The sequence below is a fragment of the Petrimonas sulfuriphila genome, from assembly GCA_038561985.1.
Taxonomy (GTDB): Bacteria; Bacteroidota; Bacteroidia; order Bacteroidales; family Dysgonomonadaceae; genus Petrimonas; species Petrimonas sulfuriphila.
In genome coordinates this window covers 542236-563610 of record CP073276.1, presented here as the reverse complement: position 1 = coordinate 563610, position 21375 = coordinate 542236, and the positions used below count along the sequence as shown (strand labels likewise).

Genomic DNA, 21375 nt, shown 5'->3' with positions numbered 1-21375 from the left:
TCAAAAGCTAAAAACAGACAAATGTATGCATGTCACGCATATTTTGCTTAAATTTGCAGGAAAAAACGGCTAAAACAATATAAATCAACAATAGATGAAACGAGACACACAGATTTTCGAAATTATCGAACAGGAAAAATTACGTCAGTTAAAGGGAATAGAACTTATCGCTTCGGAGAACTTCGTAAGTGATCAGGTGATGCAGGCAATGGGGTCCGTCCTTACCAACAAGTATGCCGAAGGTTATCCGGGCAGGCGTTACTACGGCGGTTGCGAGGTGGTGGATTTAGGTGAGCAATTGGCTATCGACCGCCTGAAGAAGTTGTTCAATGCCGAGTGGGCCAATGTGCAACCGCACTCGGGTGCGCAGGCAAATGCAGCCGTTTTTCTGGCTTGCCTGAAAGCGGGAGACAAGTTCCTCGGACTCAACCTTTCGCACGGTGGACACCTTTCACACGGTTCACCGGTAAACTTTTCCGGTTTGATGTTTCAGGCACTGGAATACAACGTCCGGGAGGACAATCAGCAAGTGGATTACGACCAATTGGAATCGGTTGCGCGTGCCGAACGCCCAAAACTGATCATCGCCGGAGCATCAGCCTATTCGCGTGAATGGGATTATGCCCGTATCCGCAAAATCGCCGATGAAATCAAGGCCCTGTTCATGGTGGATATGGCGCATCCTGCCGGACTGATCGCCGCCGGATTGCTGGACAACCCGTTAAAATATGCGCACATAGTAACCTCTACTACCCACAAAACGCTTCGCGGCCCGCGCGGAGGCATTATTCTAATGGGACAGGATTTCGAGAACCCGTGGGGGTTAAAAACGCCGAAGGGAGAAGTGAAAATGATGTCGGTACTGTTGGATTCGGCCGTTTTTCCGGGAATGCAGGGAGGTCCGCTGGAACACGTCATTGCTTCCAAAGCCGTGTCGTTTGGCGAAGCGTTGGATCCCGAGTTCAAAACCTACCAGGCACAGGTGAAAAGGAATGCAGCCGTTATGGCCCAGGCATTTGCGGATAAAGGTTACAAAGTGGTGTCGGGAGGTACGGACAACCACATTGTTTTGGTGGATTTGCGGACGAAGTTCCCTGCTCTGACCGGAAAAGTGGCGGAGAAAGTGCTTGTGGAAGCCGATATCACGACCAACAAAAACATGGTCCCGTTCGATAGCCGCAGCCCGTTCCAGACCTCCGGATTGCGTTTTGGAACACCGGCAATCACGACCCGTGGAGCGAAAGAATCGCTGATGGGTGATATTGTGGAAATGATCGACACGGTGCTTGCCGACGTGGAAAACGACAAGACAATAGCATCGGTTCGTGAAAAGGTGAATGCTACCATGAAGCAATTCCCGTTGTTCGCGTGGTAGAATTGCAATAGATGATCCTTCAGACCGACATAAAATTTGTTCCGGGTGTGGGCCCCAAACGGGCGGGGATCTTAAATAAGGAACTCGACGTTTTCACGCTGGGCGATTTGCTACGCTATTATCCTTACCGGTATATCGACCGGAGCCGGATGTATTACGTGCACGAAATCGACGGTAGTATGCCGTACATCCAGCTCAAAGGGAAAATAACGGCTTTCGAAATGTTCGGTGAAGGACGGAAAAAACGGCTTGTGGCGCATTTTACCGATGGTACGGGCTTTATCGATCTGGTGTGGTTTCAGGGTATCCGGTTTGTGGAAAATAAGTACAAGGCCAATCAGGAGTATATCGTTTTCGGCAAACCCACGCTTTTCAACAACCGTTGGAACATAGCCCACCCCGATATTGATCCCTATTTGAGCGAAGCCGACCGGCCCGATGGCCTCATGGCGATGTACAACACCACGGAGAAGATGAAAAACCATTACCTGAATTCGAAAGCCGTTCAGAAAATCATCGAAAATGCGTTTGGAATGATTAACGGCAGGCTTCCAGAATCCCTCTCTGCCGATGTGGTGAAAACGGCTCATCTCATGTCGTTCCACGACGCTGTCGAGAACATTCATTTCCCCAGGAATCCCGTATTGCTGCGGGACGCCGAGTTCAGGTTGAAATTTGAGGAGTTGTTTTTTATCCAGCTTAACATCGTCCGGTATGCTGCCGACCGGAAAGACAAACTCAACGGCTTTGTTTTTAAAAGGGTGGGGAAGTACTTGAATTCGTTTTACGAGAAACACCTGCCGTTTGAACTGACCAACGCGCAAAAACGGGTAATCAAAGAGATCCGCAAGGATACGGCGTCGGGCAAGCAGATGAACCGTCTTTTGCAAGGTGATGTAGGTAGCGGGAAAACGTTGGTGGCGGTCATGTGCATGCTGATTGCGATGGATAACGGTTTCCAGTCCTGCCTGATGGCCCCTACCGAAATTTTGGCGTCACAGCACTTCGAGACTTTCCGCGGGCTGCTGTCGGACATGGATGTGAATGTGGCGTTGCTGACGGGCTCGACCCGGAAAAAAGAACGTGCGGACATCCATGCCGGATTGTTGTCGGGAGACATACACATCCTTATCGGCACCCACGCCCTTATTGAAGATGTGGTGCAATTTAACAACCTGGGATTTGTGGTTATCGACGAACAACATCGTTTTGGCGTGGCGCAGCGTGCGAAACTTTGGTCGAAGAACGAGCATCCTCCACACGTTTTGGTGATGACGGCCACCCCTATCCCCCGTACGCTCGCCATGACGGTCTACGGCGATCTGGATGTCTCCGTGATTGATGAATTGCCTCCCGGAAGAAAACCGGTGCAGACCCTGCACCGGTACGACAAGAAGCGGGGAGCGCTTTATCAGTTTATCCGCGAACAGGTAAAAGCCGGAAGGCAGGCTTATATCGTCTATCCCCTGATCGAGGAAAGTGAGACGCTGGACCTGAAAAACCTGGAAGAGGGGTTTGTCCATATCCGGGAAGCTTTTCCCGAATTTACCGTCTGTAAAATGCACGGACGCATGAAACCTGCGGAGAAAGAGGAGGTGATGCAGCGGTTTGTGGCCAACGAAGCACAAATCATGGTGTCCACCACCGTTATTGAGGTGGGAGTCAATGTGCCGAACGCTTCGGTAATGGTAATCGAAAGCGCACAACGTTTCGGCTTGTCGCAGCTTCACCAGTTGCGGGGCAGGGTGGGGCGCGGCGCCGACCAGTCGTACTGTGTGCTGATCACGCCTTACGAGCTCTCTTCCGATACCCGTAAGCGGATGGAGATCATGACCGAGAGTAACGACGGATTCGTTATCGCCGAAGCCGACCTGAAACTACGCGGCCCGGGCGACCTGGAAGGCACGCAGCAAAGCGGTATCCCCTTCAACCTTAAAATAGCCGACCTGGTACGGGATAACGCCATCCTGTTCCGCGCCCGCGAGGTTGCGGAAAGCATCATCTCCCGGGACCCCAAGCTCTCACAGCCGGAGCATCTGGTGTTGAAACAACAACTCAGCCGTTTGAGCGGAAATCGCTACGATTGGGGAAGGATTGGGTGAACACCCTGTTCAATCAAATTTCGAAGCGGATAATTTTTCGATCACTTTTTTGTGCTTGTGTTATACTTTTATAAGTTATATTTTTGTAAGTTATAAATATATAAGTTATCTTTGTCGAAATACAGGATAATTATGAATACACCATTTGTTTATGGGAAATTACCTCAACGTATCGATTTTACAGATAGGGAAAAAGAGTTGGAACGGTTGAAAAATAATTTCAATTCGCTTGTCAATACCATGATCATATCGCCTCGCCGTTGGGGTAAAACGTCTTTAGTAAAGATGGCATCCTTGTTGGCAACTCAGGAAAACAAGAAGCTTAAGGTCGTGCATATGGATGTTTTCAACATTCGGAGTGAGTATGAGTTTTACCTGTTATTGGCAAACGAAGTGTTGAAAGCAACCTCTTCCGGATGGGATGATTTAGTGAAACACACCCGATTTTTTTTGAAGCAGCTTATGCCGCAAGTTTCTTTTTCTCCCGACAAGCAGAGCAAGATATCTTTTTCTATTGGCTGGGAAGAGTTACAAAAGCATCCCGACGACATTCTCAACCTGGCGGAGAATATAGCCCAAAAAAAAGATTTGAGTATTGTCGTCTGTATTGATGAGTTTCAGAATATCGCGTCGTTTGAACATTCTGATGTATTTCAGCGGAAACTGCGGGCGCATTGGCAGACCCATCAAAAGACAGCCTATTGTTTGTATGGGAGTAAACAGCATATGTTGCTGGATGTTTTTTCGAATTACTCCATGCCTTTCTACAAATTTGGAGATATCCTGTTTTTAGAAAAAATACCGACCTCCAATTGGGTTTCGTTTATTCAAAAACGTTTTGTCGACACCCAAAAAGAGATTTTCCCGGAGGAGGCTGAACGGATTGCTCTACTGGCTGATAATCATTCTTATTACGTGCAGCAGTTAGCACAACAGGTATGGTTTCGAACGGTCAAACGTGTTACTTTGCCTATTGTGGAAAATGCGTTTGATGATATTATCAACCAGCTCAGTCTGCTTTTTGTGAATATGACTGATCTATTGAGTACAAGGCAATTGTCATTACTGAAAGCTATATTGAATAATGAAAAACAGTTAACTTCAAAAGCTACGCTGGCAAAATATGACTTGGGGACTTCTGCCAATGTGATTCAGTTGAAAAAGCGTCTTATCGACCTGGATATCATCGATGAGATGCAGGGTGGCATTCGTTTTTTGGATCCGATGTATAAACATTGGTTAGCAACGCGTTTTTTTGATATAAGTCTCTCTTACGTTTCTCAGGATCGACTTTAGGCTATTGTGCCTCAGGCCTGCTCTGTCCTGTTCCACTAAAGGCAACAAGTACCTGTATTTAATTTGGTATAAGTCTTATGGGTCGCCTGCCAGATGAAAGGTTCGTTTTTCAAGGAAAAGTTCCAGCACCTGGCTATGCACAAGCCCAGGAAAAAAGCTTTGATTGTCATAACAAACAGAGTTGAACGTAAATTTTGTATATCAGTAAAATAAATAACGAGTACTTATGGCTCAACGTACTTTCCAATGAAAAAAGTGAACTCTGACCATCGAGTTTGGACTTTTCTAACATATTTTTCTGCAAGCTTTATAGCATAAATGTATAAAATCTTGCAGATATACATAACGAAAAATGAATTTATTAAGTAAATCGGCAGGGTTATCCCCACTTTCTCCTTTAAGAACCGTACGTGCGAGTTTCCCCGCATACGGCTCAAGTGATACAAAGTTTAATTCTCACGAAATTAAACCGGATCATAGACTTTTCAAGTCTATGCCCAATAAAATTATACGTTCGCTAGAGCGTAACGAAGCCTTGCAGTCTTTCTTGTTTCAAAGTACCCGTACCAATCAGCGTCAAACAGGTTCGCCTCCATCTTGATTTCCAGGTGGCACGTGATCGGAATATCCGCCATATTCCTTAATGTTAAGGCTTTTTTGTTTCCTTCCTTTTTAGCGATTTCGGCAAATACCCACTTCCTTTTTCCCACCGTGTGGAAGTACTTGTTCTTGATCCATCCGTGTGACTTGTTGGTGTGACGCCTGTGTATCAACCCCCCAATAACACGAAATAAATTTGGCAAATCAGTTTGACACTTTAATTTTGTAAAATTATGACAAGAGAAAAGGCGTCAATGGAGCAAGTATCAGAAGCTAAAGATCATTCAGAGAGTTGAAGTTAATGGATTACAACTTACGCTTCGAAAGTATAATTGTAAACAGGAATTAAAAATACAGTGAAAATGGGAAAATCCTGTACAGTGTTTTTGGGAACATTACCTACAGTATTTTCGGGAACAGGAATACAGTAAATTCTGAGCAAAAATAAAGATATTTTCGTTAGTTTTTTTCATTTTCAAAAATTGTTTTTCTGTTTTGCATACGATAGCTTTTTCCTTTATTATGGAAAGCTTTCCATAAAAAAGGTTATGACAACAAATTAATTATGTAAAGTCCAGTGCAAAGCATATTGATTATCGGCATATTACAAACATGCTTCACATTTGGACTTTACATAATATTCATTTCTTACCGAGTCCTTTGAGCCATGAGATCAAGTCATTATTATCAACCCATTCTCCAATAACACCAGAAGGAGTGAGATTTTCAGATGCCTTTTCAATAGCCTCTCTTTTCTGTTTCGAGTCGGCTCTCGCATATATCTCAGTTGTCTGTATGGAGGAGTGTCCCAATAAGTCCCGTATCCATACAAGGTTGACCCCTGATTGAAGAAGGTGCATTGCCCGACTATGTCGCAGTTGATGGCAACTCGTGATCTCGGGAATGAGATTCGGATTGCTTATTCGAGCCATTACAGCATATTTTTTCAGTATATACGTTATACCTGCTCTTGTGAGTTTGTTCCTCGAGCTATTGCAAAAGAGTGGATTCTTTTTACCGATATCCGTATCAACGTGATAGCAGATCATGTATTTGGTCAGGATATCAACGACATGTTCACATAAAGGCACGATCCTCGTTTTCCGCCCCTTTCCATAGATTTTGATTGAGTATGGTTTACATTGTATTCTCAATGATTCTATCGTCAAGTCAGCGAGTTCCTGAACCCGGCAACCGGTATCATACATCAAGGCAAGTATTGCAAGATGCCTCAGTTCCCTCGGGTCGGTCGTGTCCGGCTGTTCAAGCAAGAGTTTTATCCCTTCTTTGGTGAAGTGCGAGGGAGTTGTGTGTCCCTTTTTCAGTCCTCTGATTGCCAGGATTCTTTGCCACTGGTCCATATGCTCCACACTGTCGTACTGGAGATATGACACGAAGGATCTGACAGCAGCCAGCCTGTTGTTCCGGGTTGCAATACTGCAGCCTTGCTTGTCAATCAGCCATTGCAGGTATCCGATGATATTATCCCTGTTTGTATCAGCAAGTGTAACCTTGTCTGCTTTAATATGCTTTTCATCTCTCAAGTATAAAAGGAAAGATATAAACGCATCTCGATAAGCAGACACCGTATTGGGACTGACATTCCTTTCGTGGGGCAGATATGTACCCAGGAATCTTGAGAGTTGTTTTGCGAAGTCATTCGATGCCATCTTCTTTGCCATATATAAAGTTGTTCAAAGATGAGCACTGCCGCAATAGGTCGGGATATTCACTACATGTGAGGCGCACATATCCTTCTGTTGCAGTTAGAGTCTTATGCCCAAGGCACGCGGCCAACAACGGAAGTGCAGCATAGATATCCATCTCTTCCCCTATCATCTTTACAAGTGAATGAGCTGCCATGGTATGTCTCAGATCATGAACGCGTGGACCGAAGTGTTCCCCCCGATACGCAATGCCACAGCGTGTATATACCTTTTTGAACCATCGATAAGCATTTGCTGAAGAGACCGCGTCTCCATTAAGTTTTACAAAGAAAGCATGTTCAGCGTAGTTTATACCCTTGATAGGCAACATATTCCTGTAATGCAGATACTTCAAGAGGTTATCCTTAAGTGAACCGCATACCGGCACCAAACGCTCTTCTCCATTCTTCGTACTGCCCCATGTTCCCACTCGCAGTATATTCCTTTTTGGAATTACTAACTTAGCCGGGACACAGAGTTAAGCATAAACGCTTATTTTTGTGTAATATGAGAAAACAAAGAACCCATTTTGACAAGGCATTCAAAGAGAATGCGGTCAAACTCAGTTTAGAACGCAAGAATATTTCCGAGCTTGCACAGGAATTGGGTATTGCCCCCTTTCTTTTATATCGTTGGCGGAAAGAATACCAGCAGAAAGGAGAAGCCAGTTTCCCCGGACACGGTGTCCAGTCATTAAGTGAAGATACCAAAAGGATTGCTGAACTGGAAAAACGCCTTGGCGAGGCTGAAACGGAGCGGGACATATTAAAAAAAGCTTTGAGCATCATCTCCAAGAGAGATCGTTGATCTATCTCTTTATAAAGGAATATAACTCGAAACAATGGACGGTCGAGGTGATGTGCAGAGTACTGAAAGTCCCCAGGAGCAGTTATTACCGCTGGCTTAAAGATCCGGAGGGCCAACGTAAGCGCAAATATATGGAGCTGGACGAAAAGATCAGGGATGCATATTTTGCAGCCAGGGGACGCAATGGAAGCCCCCGGCTGGCAAAGGATTTGCAGGTATCCGGAACTCCTGTCTCGAGAACCACTGTAGCATGCCACATGAGGAAAATGGGCTTGCGCAGCAAACTCTCGAGACGATTCAAAGTGACGACGGATGCCTCTCACAACTATAAGGTTGCTCCAAATCTGTTGAATCGCGAATTTAATCAGAATGAGCCTGTGAAAGCGTGTGTCTCTGACCTGACGTATATTCCGTGTAAGGATGGATTTCTTTATCTGACCTGTGTGCTGGATCTTTTTGACCGCAAACTGATCGGATGGTCCATAAGCGATCATATGAATGCATCCCATACCGTAGTTCCGGCCATCAGGATGGCCAATAGGAACAGACCTTTTGGAGAAGGAATGATATTTCATTCTGACCGGGGCATACAATATGCTTGCAAACAAACTGTCAATCTGTTGAAATCCTTGAAGCTGGAACAAAGTATGAGTGGAAAGGGAAATTGTTGGGATAATGCCGTGGCTGAAAGCTTTTTCAAAACTTTCAAATCTGAATTGGTCTATGGTACCAAACTCAAAACAAGAGAGCAAATGCGCTTGTATGTATTTGAATATATTGAATCCTGGTATAATCATAAAAGAAGATTCTCAGCATTGGGAAACTTAACCATTGATGAATTTTGGAATCAGTATAATATTAAAAAAGAATCAATTAAAAATGTCGCTTAACTTTTTGTCTCAATTAAGTTTGCAAGTCCAATTTCTTTTTATCTTAATTCGTTCTTTTATTTTGGTAAATTTAATAGTAGATTCTTAAGCGCAATGGTCATTGCAGTTTGATAATTTTCAATGTCGTCAACATGAAAAATATATCTTTTTTGCGATGTCGTATCTAACTGCCATTGAGTAAAGCCATCATCATTGGCATTGACGTCTATTGGGATAAATGAAAATACTGATTTCTCTTTTGAGTGTAAAGAAACAATTTCACCATTGCATGTGACTTTCTTTCCAGCTGCATATAAAAAACCAGCTATACACCACATATTTCTATTCATTTTATTGTAGTATTCCAACAGATCATGTTCAACGTCATTAATGAGATAATTTAGCCATTTATGACTTTTCTTTTGGCCAAGCATGAAAAGAAAATAATTCTGTAGTCTATCTGGCAAATGAGGTAGTATATCATTTTGGAGAAAACGAAAATATGATCCATATTCTCCAACTTCATGAATCTCTGTTTCATTCCAGCATGGAAGCCAATAAATTGGACAATCAATATCAAATATCGCAGCAAACGCTGAAGGATTTAATTTTACATTGAATTCCAGTTTATTATCTTTTCCATTATTTGCTGATCCGGCATTTAGATATATGGATCTACATTTTTCATGAAATAAGTTTGGCTCTTTTTTTGCTGCAACAGCAATATCTGTTGCAGCACCTACAATATTAATAACAACAGGTGTAGGAGATTTTTTAAGCGTATCTATTACCCATTGAATACCTTGATGATCTATTTTTGAAGCATACGATTGAACATCATTCCTGTGTTCCATTGGATAAGGAGTTCCAATAATTGTTGAGATAGGCATTCCAGTTATGTAATTCAATTGAGCAACTCCCATCACATCAGGGTCGCCTAACCTACGTTTTGGAGGAAAGTCTATTAAGATACCCTTCAGATTAATATCTTTTGTAAACGCTAAAGAGTATATGCTTGCAAGATCCCAATGGTCGTCAGGATCCCCATGTGTATGGTACAAATCTGTTGCATGTATTAACGGGACTTCGTCATTTTCAAAGAAAGTTGACTGACTAGCCTGGATTTTTGATATTGCAGAAATATTCATTCCTGTCAGGAGTAAACCACTTTTCCCAAGAAACTTCCTTCTGCTTAAACTTTTATAATTACTCATACGAATCAGTTTTTAAAATTAGATTAATGAATGCGATGGTCTCTCAATAGCTTTAACGAGAATGAATACTTCAATATTTTGTTTTTTTTACTGATTAGGAATGTGCATCATTAATGCATTTATTTCACTTGCGATGTCATTGTCCGATCCAATCTGAATTAAATAGCGATGAGATCCATTTTCATCATCTTCCCAAGTATTACTTCCATCGTTTTTATCAATTACAATTCTTCCCAGCTCAGATAATTTCCAATAACTTGAACTGTTTTCTCCCTCATAGCTTTTTATTGCATATAGAGTAGCAACCTGGTCCCAACTTTTATGCGGAATGCGACCATATAATTCATAGGCACGTTTAATAGGGCTTGAATCAGGCAAATTACGAATATCGTCTCCTGTATCTAAATTCCCTATTTCCCACCCGCTAAAAACAATTTCTGAAGGCCAATTTTCAACTACTTCAATTGAAGCATCGGTATCCCATCTAATATTTGCTTCTCTTCCTTCAGGGAACATTCCACCCATACAGATCCATTTACGGACCTTTTGTTTTACAAGGTCTCTACCGGATAGCTTACTATATTTATCTGAATTACTTGAAAGCAAATCACGTAAATTAGTTAAATACCCTACAGTAATAATTGTTACACTATTGTCTGGTTGAGAAGCCAATGTTTTTCTATATAGTTCCACCGCATCAAAAGCATCATTAGAAGATTCTATGCTTCCAGGAAATTCTGTTGCTATTTGCTGAGCATACTTTGATTCTCTATCAACACCTGGCTTATTTAGTTGACCAAGAGGTATATCTCCACGATTAAAGTAATTATTTATTCGATCTGCACATACAATACTCCATGGGTTTTTTGCGCAACTTATTACGCTTAAGATTTTAATTTCATTGTTGTCCGCAAGTGCATGTAGCATTGCAAGAGCCCCCACATCATCCACATCGGATTCCATGTCAGTATCAAAAATAACTGTTATAACATCTTCTTTTTGAGTTTGGCAAGATGATATCACTACTATAAAGAGAAGAATAAAAAATAATTTGTAAACGTTAGTCATGTTATTGTTATTTTGAAAATGAAGTTGCGTAATATTTTTAAATATTACGCAACTAATTAAAATCTAGAATTGCGTCCACCCAGGGTTCTGTTCCAATACTGCATCAATATTTCTATCGATTGCTCCTTGAGGGATAGGCCATTTATTAAAATCCCAAGTTAAAGATGTTCTAGTAAACGGCCAAAAAGCGTACTTTCTTATTCTATCAACAGCTACCGTACCTCTCATTCTTAATAATGTATGCCATCTGTCTTCTTCAATATAAAGTTCTCTGATACGTTCATCTAAAATGAGGTCTAGGTTTACATCAACAGCTGTAACCATGTATTCAGCTTTTGCTCTGCTTCTTATTAAATTTATATCATTGGCTGCATTTTGTAGTTGTCCTTTCCTGTAATATATTTCTGCACGTAATAATATAGTTTCAGCTAAACGAACTGCATATTCATCACGAAATAGATTACTTCTGTTTTCTCCTTGTTGTAATCCAGTCCATGTACCAGGATCAGTTGTGACTTTAGCATGAATTGGGTAAACCATTGATCTATTATAATCGGTTTTATAATACTCAGACCAAGGATAGGGTTCTCCAAATTTTGGATGAGTTGGATCATTATATTTGAAATTTCTCCAAATATTATGTTCTGCGTTTCTATTATCTTTATTGTATTTTCCTTCCCAAACACCATCACGTACATGCATTGTAGGGGCTGCAAAGCATACTCCTCTACCACCAACATCATCACCTTCTCCCGTCATTCCTTCAACCAAGCGTAATAATGGAACATAATCTCTTGGGTACTCAATTTTTGACTGTGAGTCTTCTGATAAGTATGCGGTGAAATCTATTTGATATGCCCATATAGATTCTTTATTGCCATCTTGATAGTTAACATTACCTTCTTGAAATAAGTCCCAATAAACATCGGCTGTTCCAGACCAATTACTAACTTGATCTTTACGAGTTCCAAATCTTTCAGTCATTAAGGAATAAGTGCCTCCATCTATCAATTGATTCGCAATTTGTAATGCTTTATCATACATTGATTCTCCACTTTTACCTTCCTCTTCAGCTTCAATTCCCATTGCAATGTATAATTCAACTAAAAAATGTTGAGCAGCACCTTTAACAATTCTACCTGGCTGTGTAGATTTTTCTGGTAAATATTGCACACTGCTTTCCAAATCATCAATTGCAAATTGATAGGTTTCGATTGTAGAGGATCTTACAAAATCTAATTTTGGATAAGTTATGATTGCATCAACAATTGGTACACCTCCAAATAGCATCCCCAAACTGCGGTATGCGTATCCACGAAAAAACTTAGCTTGCGCAATTGCATAATTTTTCTCTTGATCAGATCCCCAGGCTATATTTTCTAATTCTGCGGCATAGAGCGCAGTATTAGCTTTTGAAATAATATCATAATATTTATTAAAGATGGTATTATAATCACCATGGGTTGGATTCAATCTCGCATAATCTGAAAAAGTTGTTCCAATTCTTAATTCTGGAACATCGAGTACATCAGTTCCCAATCCATTTAATATGCGACTAGTGTTACTACTTATTACCTGATTTTGCCTAGTTAATCTATAGCATGATATCAATACTGCATCAACTTGAGCAGGAGTAGAGAAAGCATTCTCAAGAGTAAAAAAGGTCCTTGGTTTTTCTGTTAAGAATTCCTTATCACTTTCACATCCTGTTACTACCAGTAATGAACATATTATTAAATATACAAATATTTTAGATTTCATAATTATTTATATTTCATTTGTTAAAATTTAATATTCAAACCAGCTGATAATGAAGCAGGTACAGGGTAATTTGAACTGATTGCTCCTATGCCCGATTCTGGATCACCATCCCAACCAGTAAAAGTATATAAGTGTTGAGCTGTTAGATATAATCGTAGGCTGCTTATTTTTATTTTATTTAGCCAGTTAGCATTAAAATCATGTGATAAGGTAATGTCTTGTACTCTAACAAAAGTACGAGACTGATATCCTTGAAACATGTTACTTACATAATGAGGTGAAGGATATTTATTACTAGGATTGTCTGGTGTCCAATAAGAAATTTTAGCTAAAGGGTGATACAACTGTGCCTGTTCATCTCCTGATAGAAAAGCTGTTGGATTTGCAGCTAAGAAGTAATTATCTTTACCACCACCAAAAATACCCGAAAGATGAATATACAATTCAAAGTTTTTATAATTAAGAGTATTCGAAAGATTTAGCCTGAAGTTTTCTTTGATATATCCTAATATTTTCCTATCATCTGCAGCAGTTATCTTTCCATCATTATTTAAATCTTTCCATTTAACATCGCCAGGTCTTGAGCCTGTATTTGCTATGTATTCGGTGTCATCTTTTTGCACTATACCTACAAACTCATATCCATAAATTGCACCAAGTGATTTATCTATAAATAGATTGTTTGCAATATCATCTTTTCCATCGCCATACAAATCGGCAAGAATATTCCGGTTTTGCCAAAATGTAAGATTAGAAGACCAGGTAAAATCTTTATTTTCAATGTTAATTGTGCGTAATCCGATTTCTATACCCCTATTATCAACCTGACCCATACTAGCTCTAATAGAAGTGAATCCACTCATAGCAGGAATTTGTCTAGTAAAAAGTTGATCATATGTTTTGGATGTATAATAATCTATATCTAAAAATACACGCTGATCAAGTAACACAGCTTCTAAACCCCAGTTCAAAGAGGTTGTAGTTTCCCATCCTAAAGTAGAATTTCCAAGTGAAGAAATCGTCATACCGTAGTGTGAAGTGCCTGGTTGATCTCCCCATTGATAACGTAAATTAGCAGCAGATCCAGAATTCACGCGCGCGAGGGTTTCGTATGCAGAAATTCCCTGATTACCATTTTTACCATATGACATCCTAATTTTTAGATAATCTATAGGCTTTATACTTTTCATGAAATTTTCTTCAGAAATAGTCCAAGCAACACCTACAGATGGGAAGTTACCCCATTTATTATCTGCACCAAAAACCGATGATCCATCCCTCCTGAATGAGGATGTGAAATGATATCTATTATTAAATACATAATTTAATCGGGCTAAATAACCAATATTGAAGTTTTCTGTAAATGAGTTTGAAATTGTTTGATTTGTTGCTAGAGCAATTCCATCTATTCCTAAAAGAGTATTTCCTATAGCTTCAAAATCATTTCCTTTCATGGTGAAGCCTCTATCTCCTTGATGGTCTCTTGTTGCAACTAATGTCACATCAAGCGCATGTTTATCAAAAGTTCGCTTATAATTTATAATGTTGTCAAAAACATAATTATATATATTCCTATGGGTGATTGTTCCATTTGCTAGTGGTAAATAACCTTGAATCGTAGAGGGTGAATATCGATTCAAATCCCACATAGGTCCTCCTGCAATAAAATGATCTTCGTAAATGAATCTTTCTTGTTTGATTTGACGAAGATTTGTGACATAATTAATTCGATAACTTAAACCTTTGATAAAGGGAAATTCAATATTTGCAAAAGTTGCTAGTCGATATGCATCAGTAATATCAACATCATCCGCCACTTCATCTTGTGTAAGCCAAAGTGGATTATCTGAAACATGCCCTGGTCTACTTTCAGTTCTAGGCCATTTTTCATATTTTTTAATATTATCTTCAGGATACCCTCTATAAGGAGAAAAATAGCTATCACCCATCATGTATGTATTTATAGAAGCGCCAATCCCAGAATAATCCGATCTATTAAAAGAACCATCAAGACCAATTTCAAGCCAGCTAGTGATATCTGTGTTTATTTTACCCTTAACAGAGATTCTATCATAATCATCCCCAACTATTACACCCTCTTGGTCTGTGTATCCAGCTGATAAGTAATAATTTATTTTTTCGGTTCCACCAGATATATTTAATTGATTATCTGTAACATATCCAGTTCTGGAAAAATAATCAGGCCAATTCGTTACAATTCCATGTTCATAATTATATGCTTCATTTTGATACATCCAATCCAAAGGATCTTGTACACCCGTATTATATTTAATTCTCTCAAGTTGGTCTTCCAAACTCATCATTTTTGGTTTTGTATTCCAAATTAGCATACCAGCAGTAGATGTGAAACTCAGTGTAGGCTTATCAGTTTTTCCTCTTTTAGTTGTGAATGAAATCACACCATTCGCAGCTCTTGATCCGTAAACTGCAGCAGAAGACGCGTCTTTCAGAACATCAACCGAAGCAATGTCAGCAGGATTAATATCATTTATGTTACCTAAAAAAACAACCCCATCAACAACAATTAATGGATTATTTGATGCGGATAAAGAGTTTTGACCTCTAATTAACATTGAGGGACTTCCTCCTGAAGTATTAACAGTTCCGATATTTAAACCCGGTGTTGTCGCTCTTAGTGCTTGTATTACATTCGTGTTAGGAGTTAATGATACGGGATTATCTTCAAGATCTACTCTACTTACCGCTCCTGTTAAATCTTTTCTACGAACAGACCCATACCCAATTACAACAATTTCATCTAAACTTTTAAGATCTTCTTCTAATATGATATTCAATTTTTGACCTTCTCTGGTGTAGACTTCTTGTGAAATATAGCCAATATATGAGATTTCTAAAATTGAATTTGGCAATACAGAGATTGAAAAATTTCCATCGATATCTGTAACGGTCCCATTATCAATAGATCCTTTTTCAATAATATTTGCTCCAATTATGGCTTCTCCTTGTACATCCACTATTTTACCGGTTATTTGCTTTTTGGCCGGTTGTTGAATGATGTTCATGTTCGGTTGTTCAACAGCTACAGACGGAGTGGTTTCTGTGGATTTGTAGACAACGATTTGTTTATCCAATATTTTATATGTGAGTCCTGTACTGGATAATACTGCATCCAGAACTTCCATCACATCTTTTGAGTTAGCTTCAACGTTTACTTTCTTATCAATCAGCTTCTCACAGTTATCAGAGAAAACGAAAACATAACCGCTTCCTTTTTCAATCTCCTTACACACTTCTTTTATAGAAGCCGTTTTTGATTTGATGGTAAATTCCTGAGAATAACTGTTTGACGCTGAGGAGAACAATATGCAGAAAAATAAGAAGGACAAGGTAATTCTCATGATTCTTAGAACGTGTTTAAAATTATTGAGAGACTCTCTCCCCTCAATACAATGTTTATTCATATCTTTGTACGATTTTAATTATTAATAATCCAGGTAATTAAATTCAATTTGGCCGGACGTTATTCGCAGTATCGTTCGGCTTTTTTGTTTTTTGTTATTATCATCTGTCTTTGTGCATAGGCTTAAAGTTTAATTGGGTTCGTTAATTATAAATACTTGATCGTTGTCTTTTATGTATTTAGTTGAGGACAGCAGTCCTACCGTGGCCATTATGTTATCCAGGTTTTCTGAGAGATAAATTTTTCCGGTACAGGTGCGCCTCTGTAGATTCACATCGTTATCGAAGTCAAAAGAGAGGTTGTAATACCTTCCGATTTGTTTCAGGACTTCCGTCATAGGGGTTTTATCGAATTCCAGGTAACCATTTTTCCAGCTGATAAACTGATTTACATCTACTTTATGTGTGTTGAAGGTACCGTTATCAGCATAAACAGCCTGTTCGCTGGGCGATAAAAAAGTTTCCTTTTTATTTGCGGGTTTTAAACTTACCCGGCCCTCCACCAACACAACCGATTGTGGGGAGTCGGCATAAGCGGAGACATTGAACTTGGTGCCGTACACCTTTACGTTAAAATCGGAAGTGCTTACGTGAAACGGTTTTTGGCTGTCGGGTGCCACTTCAATATACATTTCTCCCGACGCCAGCCGGACCTCCCGTTTGTTTTCGGTAAATTGGGCTGGAAATTCAAGTACGGAACCGGAATTGAGCCACACTTTACTGCCGTCAGAGAGGGTAAGCGTGGAGCGTTTTCCGTACGGAACAATAAGTGTATTTTGCTTACCTCCGGTTAATTCCGCGGCTTTTCCTTCGTTGTTGCCCTGTGTGATTTTTGCTTTTCCGCTTTCATCGAACTCCATTTGCACATCGTTTTGGAACGATAGCGATTTCTCGTCCGTAATCAGTTGAATGTCTTCGTGGTTTAATAAATTTCCAACGATAAGTTCTTGTTCCGGAGAAAATTGGGTCTCTTTTTCTTGGAAAACAAAGTGGTTTAATCCAATAATAAGTAAGGTAATAGCTGCGCAGGAAGCAACAGAGAGTTGAATAAGCTGGCGGCTTTTTATTCTTTTCAACGATCGTTCGACAGTGGATTGAATTTCATTCAACAAACGTAAACGTTCATCCTCGTTTAAGGTGCTTTTATTCAGTCCGGTTGTTTTAAGGTAGTCAATGGCTTGCTGTAAGACAATTTTTAACTCCGGATTTTGTTTGATAAAGCCTTCCCAATGCGCATCTAGCTCTTCATCTGGCGTTAATTGCCAGCGGATAAACTGCTTGTCTTTTAGAAAATCGGTATATCGTGTATAAGTTGGCATCAAGATTCGCTTTATAAATAGACGACTACGGGAAAAATTTATCCCCTTGTTTTTGAGAAATCCTATAAATTTAACACTTTTGCGTTAAGAAAAGAGAAAAAGGAAAACGAGTGCACCGTACTTTTCACGTAGGTTTTGCATGGCTTTTGAGAGAAGTTTCCGGCATCCGTGGATACTGATGTTCAGCAATTCGGAGATTTGTGCATAATCGTATTCCTGAACATAACGTAGGTAAACCACTTCACGTTGACGTTCGGTAAGGCTGTCAAGCATTTCCGAGAGCTGGTCTTTTATCTGTTGCTGCTCTTCTTTGTCGATAAGCCGGTCCTCGATGGTAACCTGGATATTGAAAGGCGCATCCTGCGCATCAATGGTTGATAATCCAATATATTTTTTTTGCGCTTTATAAATATCGTATATTCTGTTTTTCAGTGATTTGAAAAGATAAAATTTCAGGTTTGAAACATCTTGAAGCTGCTTTTCATCGGCCGCAAATTTACAAAATACATCGTGAATAGCATCCATAATGATCCCTTTCTCAAAACCAAGATAGAGGGCATACGTGTACAAATCGTCCACGTAACGGTTATAGAGGGATGCGATGTTTTCTTTTCTCATTTATTTTGCAAATTTTTACAAAATGAAATACAAAATAAACAAAAAAAGTGGGGGAAATGAAATTAAAACCTTGAAAAGTGAAATAAACATGAAACATGAGGAGATACTGCTTTACGGAAACGATAGCAGGGGTATGGAGTAAAAGCTCAACAGGAATATGGATGTAATGAAATCCTTGTGGTTTACGTCTAATAATAAATTATTGCGTACTTTTACATCATATTTGAAGAATAAACCAACAATAAATCTACTTTATGGACAGACGAAATTTTATCAGGACTGGCGGTCTGGCTCTTGCCGGGGCTGTGGCTGCACCCACGTTCGCATCCGATTTGACTGGAAATAAGGAAGCTGCGCCGGTTTCATCAGCGATGCAACATTTTGGTATAACCCATGCCGATGTTCGTAAAACGTTGACGGCGGCTCTGGAGAAAGGCGGCGACTATGCCGATTTGTTTTTTGAGCATACGTTTACTAATAGCGTAGCACTTCAAGACGGTGCGGTAAACCGGAGTAACTCTAACATCGATTTTGGAATGGGTGTGCGTGTCCTTTCCGGAGATCAAACCGGATATGCCTACATCGAGAACGTTACTCTCGAGGAAATGCTGAAAGCTGCCCGGACAGCTGCGCGAATTGCCAGCAGCAGTGTGAAGACGAAACCGGTTTCGTTGACTGAGAGGCCGTTGAAAGCAAATTGCTACGCAATCTCCACCCCGTGGGAAGGTGTAGCACTGAAAGAGAAAACACCCTACCTGCAAAAACTGAACGACAAGATTTTTGCGCTCGATAAACGGGTGCAAAAAGTATCGGCGTCGCTCAACGATAGCACTTCGCACATACTGTTTTGTAACTCAGAGGGAGTGAGTTATTACGATTACCGTCCGATGGTAACATTGAGCGCGGTTTGTATTATGGAAGAAAACGGGAGGTTTGAGAACAGTCATTCGGCGAGAGCTTACCGGAAAGGGTTCGAATTCCTGTCGGATGACATTATCGATGTAATCGCCCGAGAAGCCGTGGAAAACACTTCCATCTTGTTCAAAGCCATCAAACCCAAAGGGGGAGAGATGCCGGTGGTTATGGGATCCGGCGGATCGGGGATTTTGTTGCACGAAGCTATCGGGCACGCGTTTGAAGCTGATTTTAACCGGAAGAATATTTCCATTTTCTCCGAACAACTCAACAAGAAGATATGCAACGAACATATCAGTGTGGTGGATGACGGAACCATCCCGTTTAACCGCGGGTCGATAAATATTGACGATGAGGGTACATACGGACAGAAAACCTACATTGTGAAGGACGGTATCCTTACCAGCTACCTGCACGACCGCATCAGCGCCAGGCATTATGGGATCGCTTCCACCGGAAACGGCCGTCGTGAATCGTTCCGGAACATGCCTATACCACGCATGCGCGCAACGTACATGGAGGCAGGAAATGTGAAGGAGTCCGACATTATCGCTTCGGTAAAGAACGGTATCTTTGTTGATAAATTCACCAACGGCCAGGTGCAGATCGGCGCGGGTGACTTCACGTTCTTCGTAAAATCGGGGTACCTTATCGAAAACGGAAAATTAACCCAACCCATCAAGGACATTAACATCATCGGTAATGGGCCGAAAGCATTGGCTGATATTACTATGGTAGCCGATAACGACAAAATAGATAACGGCACGTGGACTTGTGGAAAAGACGGACAGTCGTGTCCGGTTACCTGTGGCATGCCGTCGGCATTGGTAAGTAAATTAACGGTAGGAGGAGAGTCATGATATCAAACGAAAATAAAAAATTGGCACAATGGGCCATGGACTATGCCCTGAAGAACGGTTGCCAGGCAGCAAAAGTATCACTATACTCGGGGTCAAACACATCTTTTGAACTTCGTGATGCTCAGATGGATAAACTGCAGCAAGCCTCGGAAAGCAGGATGAGCTTGTTCCTTTATGTAGACGGACGTTACGGAACATATTCCACCAACCGGCTGGATAAGAAAGAACTGGAATCGTTTATCAGAAACGGGGTAGAATCCACGCGGTACCTGGCTGAAGACGAGGCGCGCGTACTTCCCGATGCCTCCCGTTATTACAAAGGAGGCAAGCCCGACCTGCAGCTGCTTGATCCGCAGTTCAGCGCTGTAAATCCGGACAATAAGGTTGCCTTGGCACAGGCAATTGCCGAAGAAGCCTTGGGCAAGGATCCTCGAATAATTTCGGTGGAATCGTCGTATGGTGACGGAGACGGCTTTAGTTATCAGATAACCAGCAATGGATTCGAAGGTGAAACCCAACAATCGTGGTACTCACTCTCGGCAAGTGTAGCCGTGAAAGGTGAGGGCGAAGCCCGTCCGTCGTCTTATTGGTACGAATCATCACTCTATCTCGATAAACTGGTAAAGGAAGGAGTAGGCCAAAAAGCATTGGAGCGCACCCTGCAGAAAATCGGACAGAAGAAAACGAAGTCGGGTAGATACACCATGGTGGTCGATCCGATGAATTCAGGGCAGTTGCTTCGTCCGATGCTGAGTGCTATTTTTGGTTCCGCCTTGCAGCAGAAAAACTCATTCCTGCTGGATAAGCTCGGGCAGAAAGTGGGCAGTGACAAGTTTACACTCCTGGATGAGCCCCACCTTATCGGTGCGTCCGGAGCCCGGTATTTCGATAGTGAGGGTGTAGCCACAGAACGCCGGAGTGTTTTCGATAAAGGAGTACTGAAGACCTATTACATCGACACCTACAACGCCAAAAAAATGGATGTGGATCCAACCGTCGCCAATCCGTCCATTCTGGTCATGCAGCTGGGAAATAAAGACCTGAACGGCCTGATTTCCGATGTGGCCCACGGCATCCTTGTTACCGGATTCAACGGGGGGAACAGCAACAGTTCAACCGGAGATTTTTCGTACGGGATCGAGGGCTTTCTTATCGAAAAAGGTAAACTTACCTTGCCGCTTTCGGAAATGAACGTTACCGGAAACATGATCACGTTGTGGAACTCACTTGCGGAAACCGGAAACGACCCGCGGTTAAATTCGTCGTGGCGTATTCCTTCGCTGGTCTTCGAAGGGGTTGATTTTAGCGGGCTGTAAGTAGGGCTCTTCGGTCTTTTTAACACCAATAGTGACGACTTATTCAACGGTTTTGTGTAATTTTGCGGCAAAATCTGTCAAAATCAAGAACCAAGCGGTTTCAAATTA

At 41.1% G+C, this 21375-nt stretch carries 16 protein-coding genes; 7 read left to right on the top strand and 9 right to left on the bottom strand.

Features of this window, described 5'->3' with window-relative positions:
- Window positions 1–94: 94 nt before the first annotated feature.
- From KCV26_02220 to KCV26_02210, 3 genes are all read left to right on the top strand, one after another.
- Window positions 95–1375, top strand: coding sequence for a serine hydroxymethyltransferase (locus KCV26_02220; GenBank protein WZX37230.1), 1281 nt, complete (start codon window positions 95–97; stop codon window positions 1373–1375).
- 11 nt (window positions 1376–1386) lie between these two features.
- Entirely contained in the window at window positions 1387–3477 is a 2091-nt protein-coding gene (gene recG / locus KCV26_02215) for an ATP-dependent DNA helicase RecG (protein ID WZX37229.1), read from the top strand.
- A gap of 132 nt (window positions 3478–3609) precedes the next feature.
- Window positions 3610–4773 carry an ATP-binding protein gene (locus tag KCV26_02210; protein ID WZX37228.1) on the top strand — a complete coding sequence of 388 codons (1164 nt, stop codon included), beginning with the start codon at window positions 3610–3612 and terminating at the stop codon, window positions 4771–4773.
- Between the two features lie 506 nt (window positions 4774–5279).
- Here KCV26_02210 and KCV26_02205 read toward each other — a convergent pair.
- From KCV26_02205 to KCV26_02195, 3 genes are all read right to left on the bottom strand, one after another.
- A complete protein-coding gene (locus KCV26_02205; GenBank protein WZX37227.1) occupies window positions 5280–5576 on the bottom strand; it encodes a hypothetical protein in 297 nt (98 codons plus the stop codon).
- A gap of 438 nt (window positions 5577–6014) precedes the next feature.
- Window positions 6015–7043 carry a site-specific integrase gene (locus tag KCV26_02200; protein WZX38294.1) on the bottom strand — a complete coding sequence of 343 codons (1029 nt, stop codon included), beginning with the start codon at window positions 7041–7043 and terminating at the stop codon, window positions 6015–6017.
- Window positions 7030–7509 (bottom strand): tyrosine-type recombinase/integrase, encoded by a 480-nt coding sequence (locus KCV26_02195; GenBank protein WZX37226.1) that lies wholly within the window; start codon window positions 7507–7509, stop codon window positions 7030–7032. Before KCV26_02195 ends, KCV26_02200 begins: the two co-directional genes overlap by 14 nt.
- 77 nt (window positions 7510–7586) lie before the next feature.
- On the opposite strand from KCV26_02195, the gene KCV26_02190 reads away from it, so the two are divergent.
- Both KCV26_02190 and KCV26_02185 read left to right on the top strand, forming a co-directional pair.
- Complete coding sequence (locus KCV26_02190; GenBank protein WZX37225.1) at window positions 7587–7886, top strand: transposase; 300 nt, start codon at window positions 7587–7589, stop codon at window positions 7884–7886.
- A complete protein-coding gene (locus KCV26_02185) occupies window positions 7883–8776 on the top strand; it encodes an IS3 family transposase (GenBank protein WZX37224.1) in 894 nt (297 codons plus the stop codon). Before KCV26_02190 ends, KCV26_02185 begins: the two co-directional genes overlap by 4 nt.
- A gap of 56 nt (window positions 8777–8832) precedes the next feature.
- On the opposite strand, the gene KCV26_02180 is transcribed toward KCV26_02185, so the two are convergent.
- The 6 genes from KCV26_02180 to KCV26_02155 form a co-directional block, all read right to left on the bottom strand.
- Entirely contained in the window at window positions 8833–9969 is a 1137-nt protein-coding gene (locus tag KCV26_02180) for a hypothetical protein (GenBank protein ID WZX37223.1), read from the bottom strand.
- 87 nt (window positions 9970–10056) lie between these two features.
- A complete protein-coding gene (locus KCV26_02175) occupies window positions 10057–11037 on the bottom strand; it encodes a nucleoside hydrolase (protein WZX37222.1) in 981 nt (326 codons plus the stop codon).
- Between the two features lie 63 nt (window positions 11038–11100).
- Entirely contained in the window at window positions 11101–12798 is a 1698-nt protein-coding gene (locus tag KCV26_02170; protein ID WZX37221.1) for a RagB/SusD family nutrient uptake outer membrane protein, read from the bottom strand.
- Window positions 12799–12818: 20 nt separating this feature from the next.
- Window positions 12819–16178 carry a SusC/RagA family TonB-linked outer membrane protein gene (locus KCV26_02165; protein WZX37220.1) on the bottom strand — a complete coding sequence of 1120 codons (3360 nt, stop codon included), beginning with the start codon at window positions 16176–16178 and terminating at the stop codon, window positions 12819–12821.
- A gap of 192 nt (window positions 16179–16370) precedes the next feature.
- Window positions 16371–17558, bottom strand: a complete 1188-nt coding sequence (locus KCV26_02160; protein WZX37219.1) for a FecR domain-containing protein — start codon at window positions 17556–17558, stop codon at window positions 16371–16373.
- 84 nt (window positions 17559–17642) lie between these two features.
- Window positions 17643–18176, bottom strand: coding sequence for a sigma-70 family RNA polymerase sigma factor (locus KCV26_02155; protein ID WZX37218.1), 534 nt, complete (start codon window positions 18174–18176; stop codon window positions 17643–17645).
- A 254-nt stretch (window positions 18177–18430) separates the two neighbouring features.
- Here KCV26_02155 and KCV26_02150 point away from each other — a divergent pair, with 254 nt between their 5' ends.
- On the top strand, window positions 18431–19951 hold the full coding sequence (locus KCV26_02150) for a TldD/PmbA family protein (protein WZX37217.1): 1521 nt from the start codon (window positions 18431–18433) through the stop codon (window positions 19949–19951).
- On the top strand, window positions 19948–21267 hold the full coding sequence (locus KCV26_02145; protein ID WZX37216.1) for a TldD/PmbA family protein: 1320 nt from the start codon (window positions 19948–19950) through the stop codon (window positions 21265–21267). The genes KCV26_02150 and KCV26_02145 overlap by 4 nt, the downstream gene beginning before the upstream one ends.
- Window positions 21268–21375: the final 108 nt, after the last annotated feature.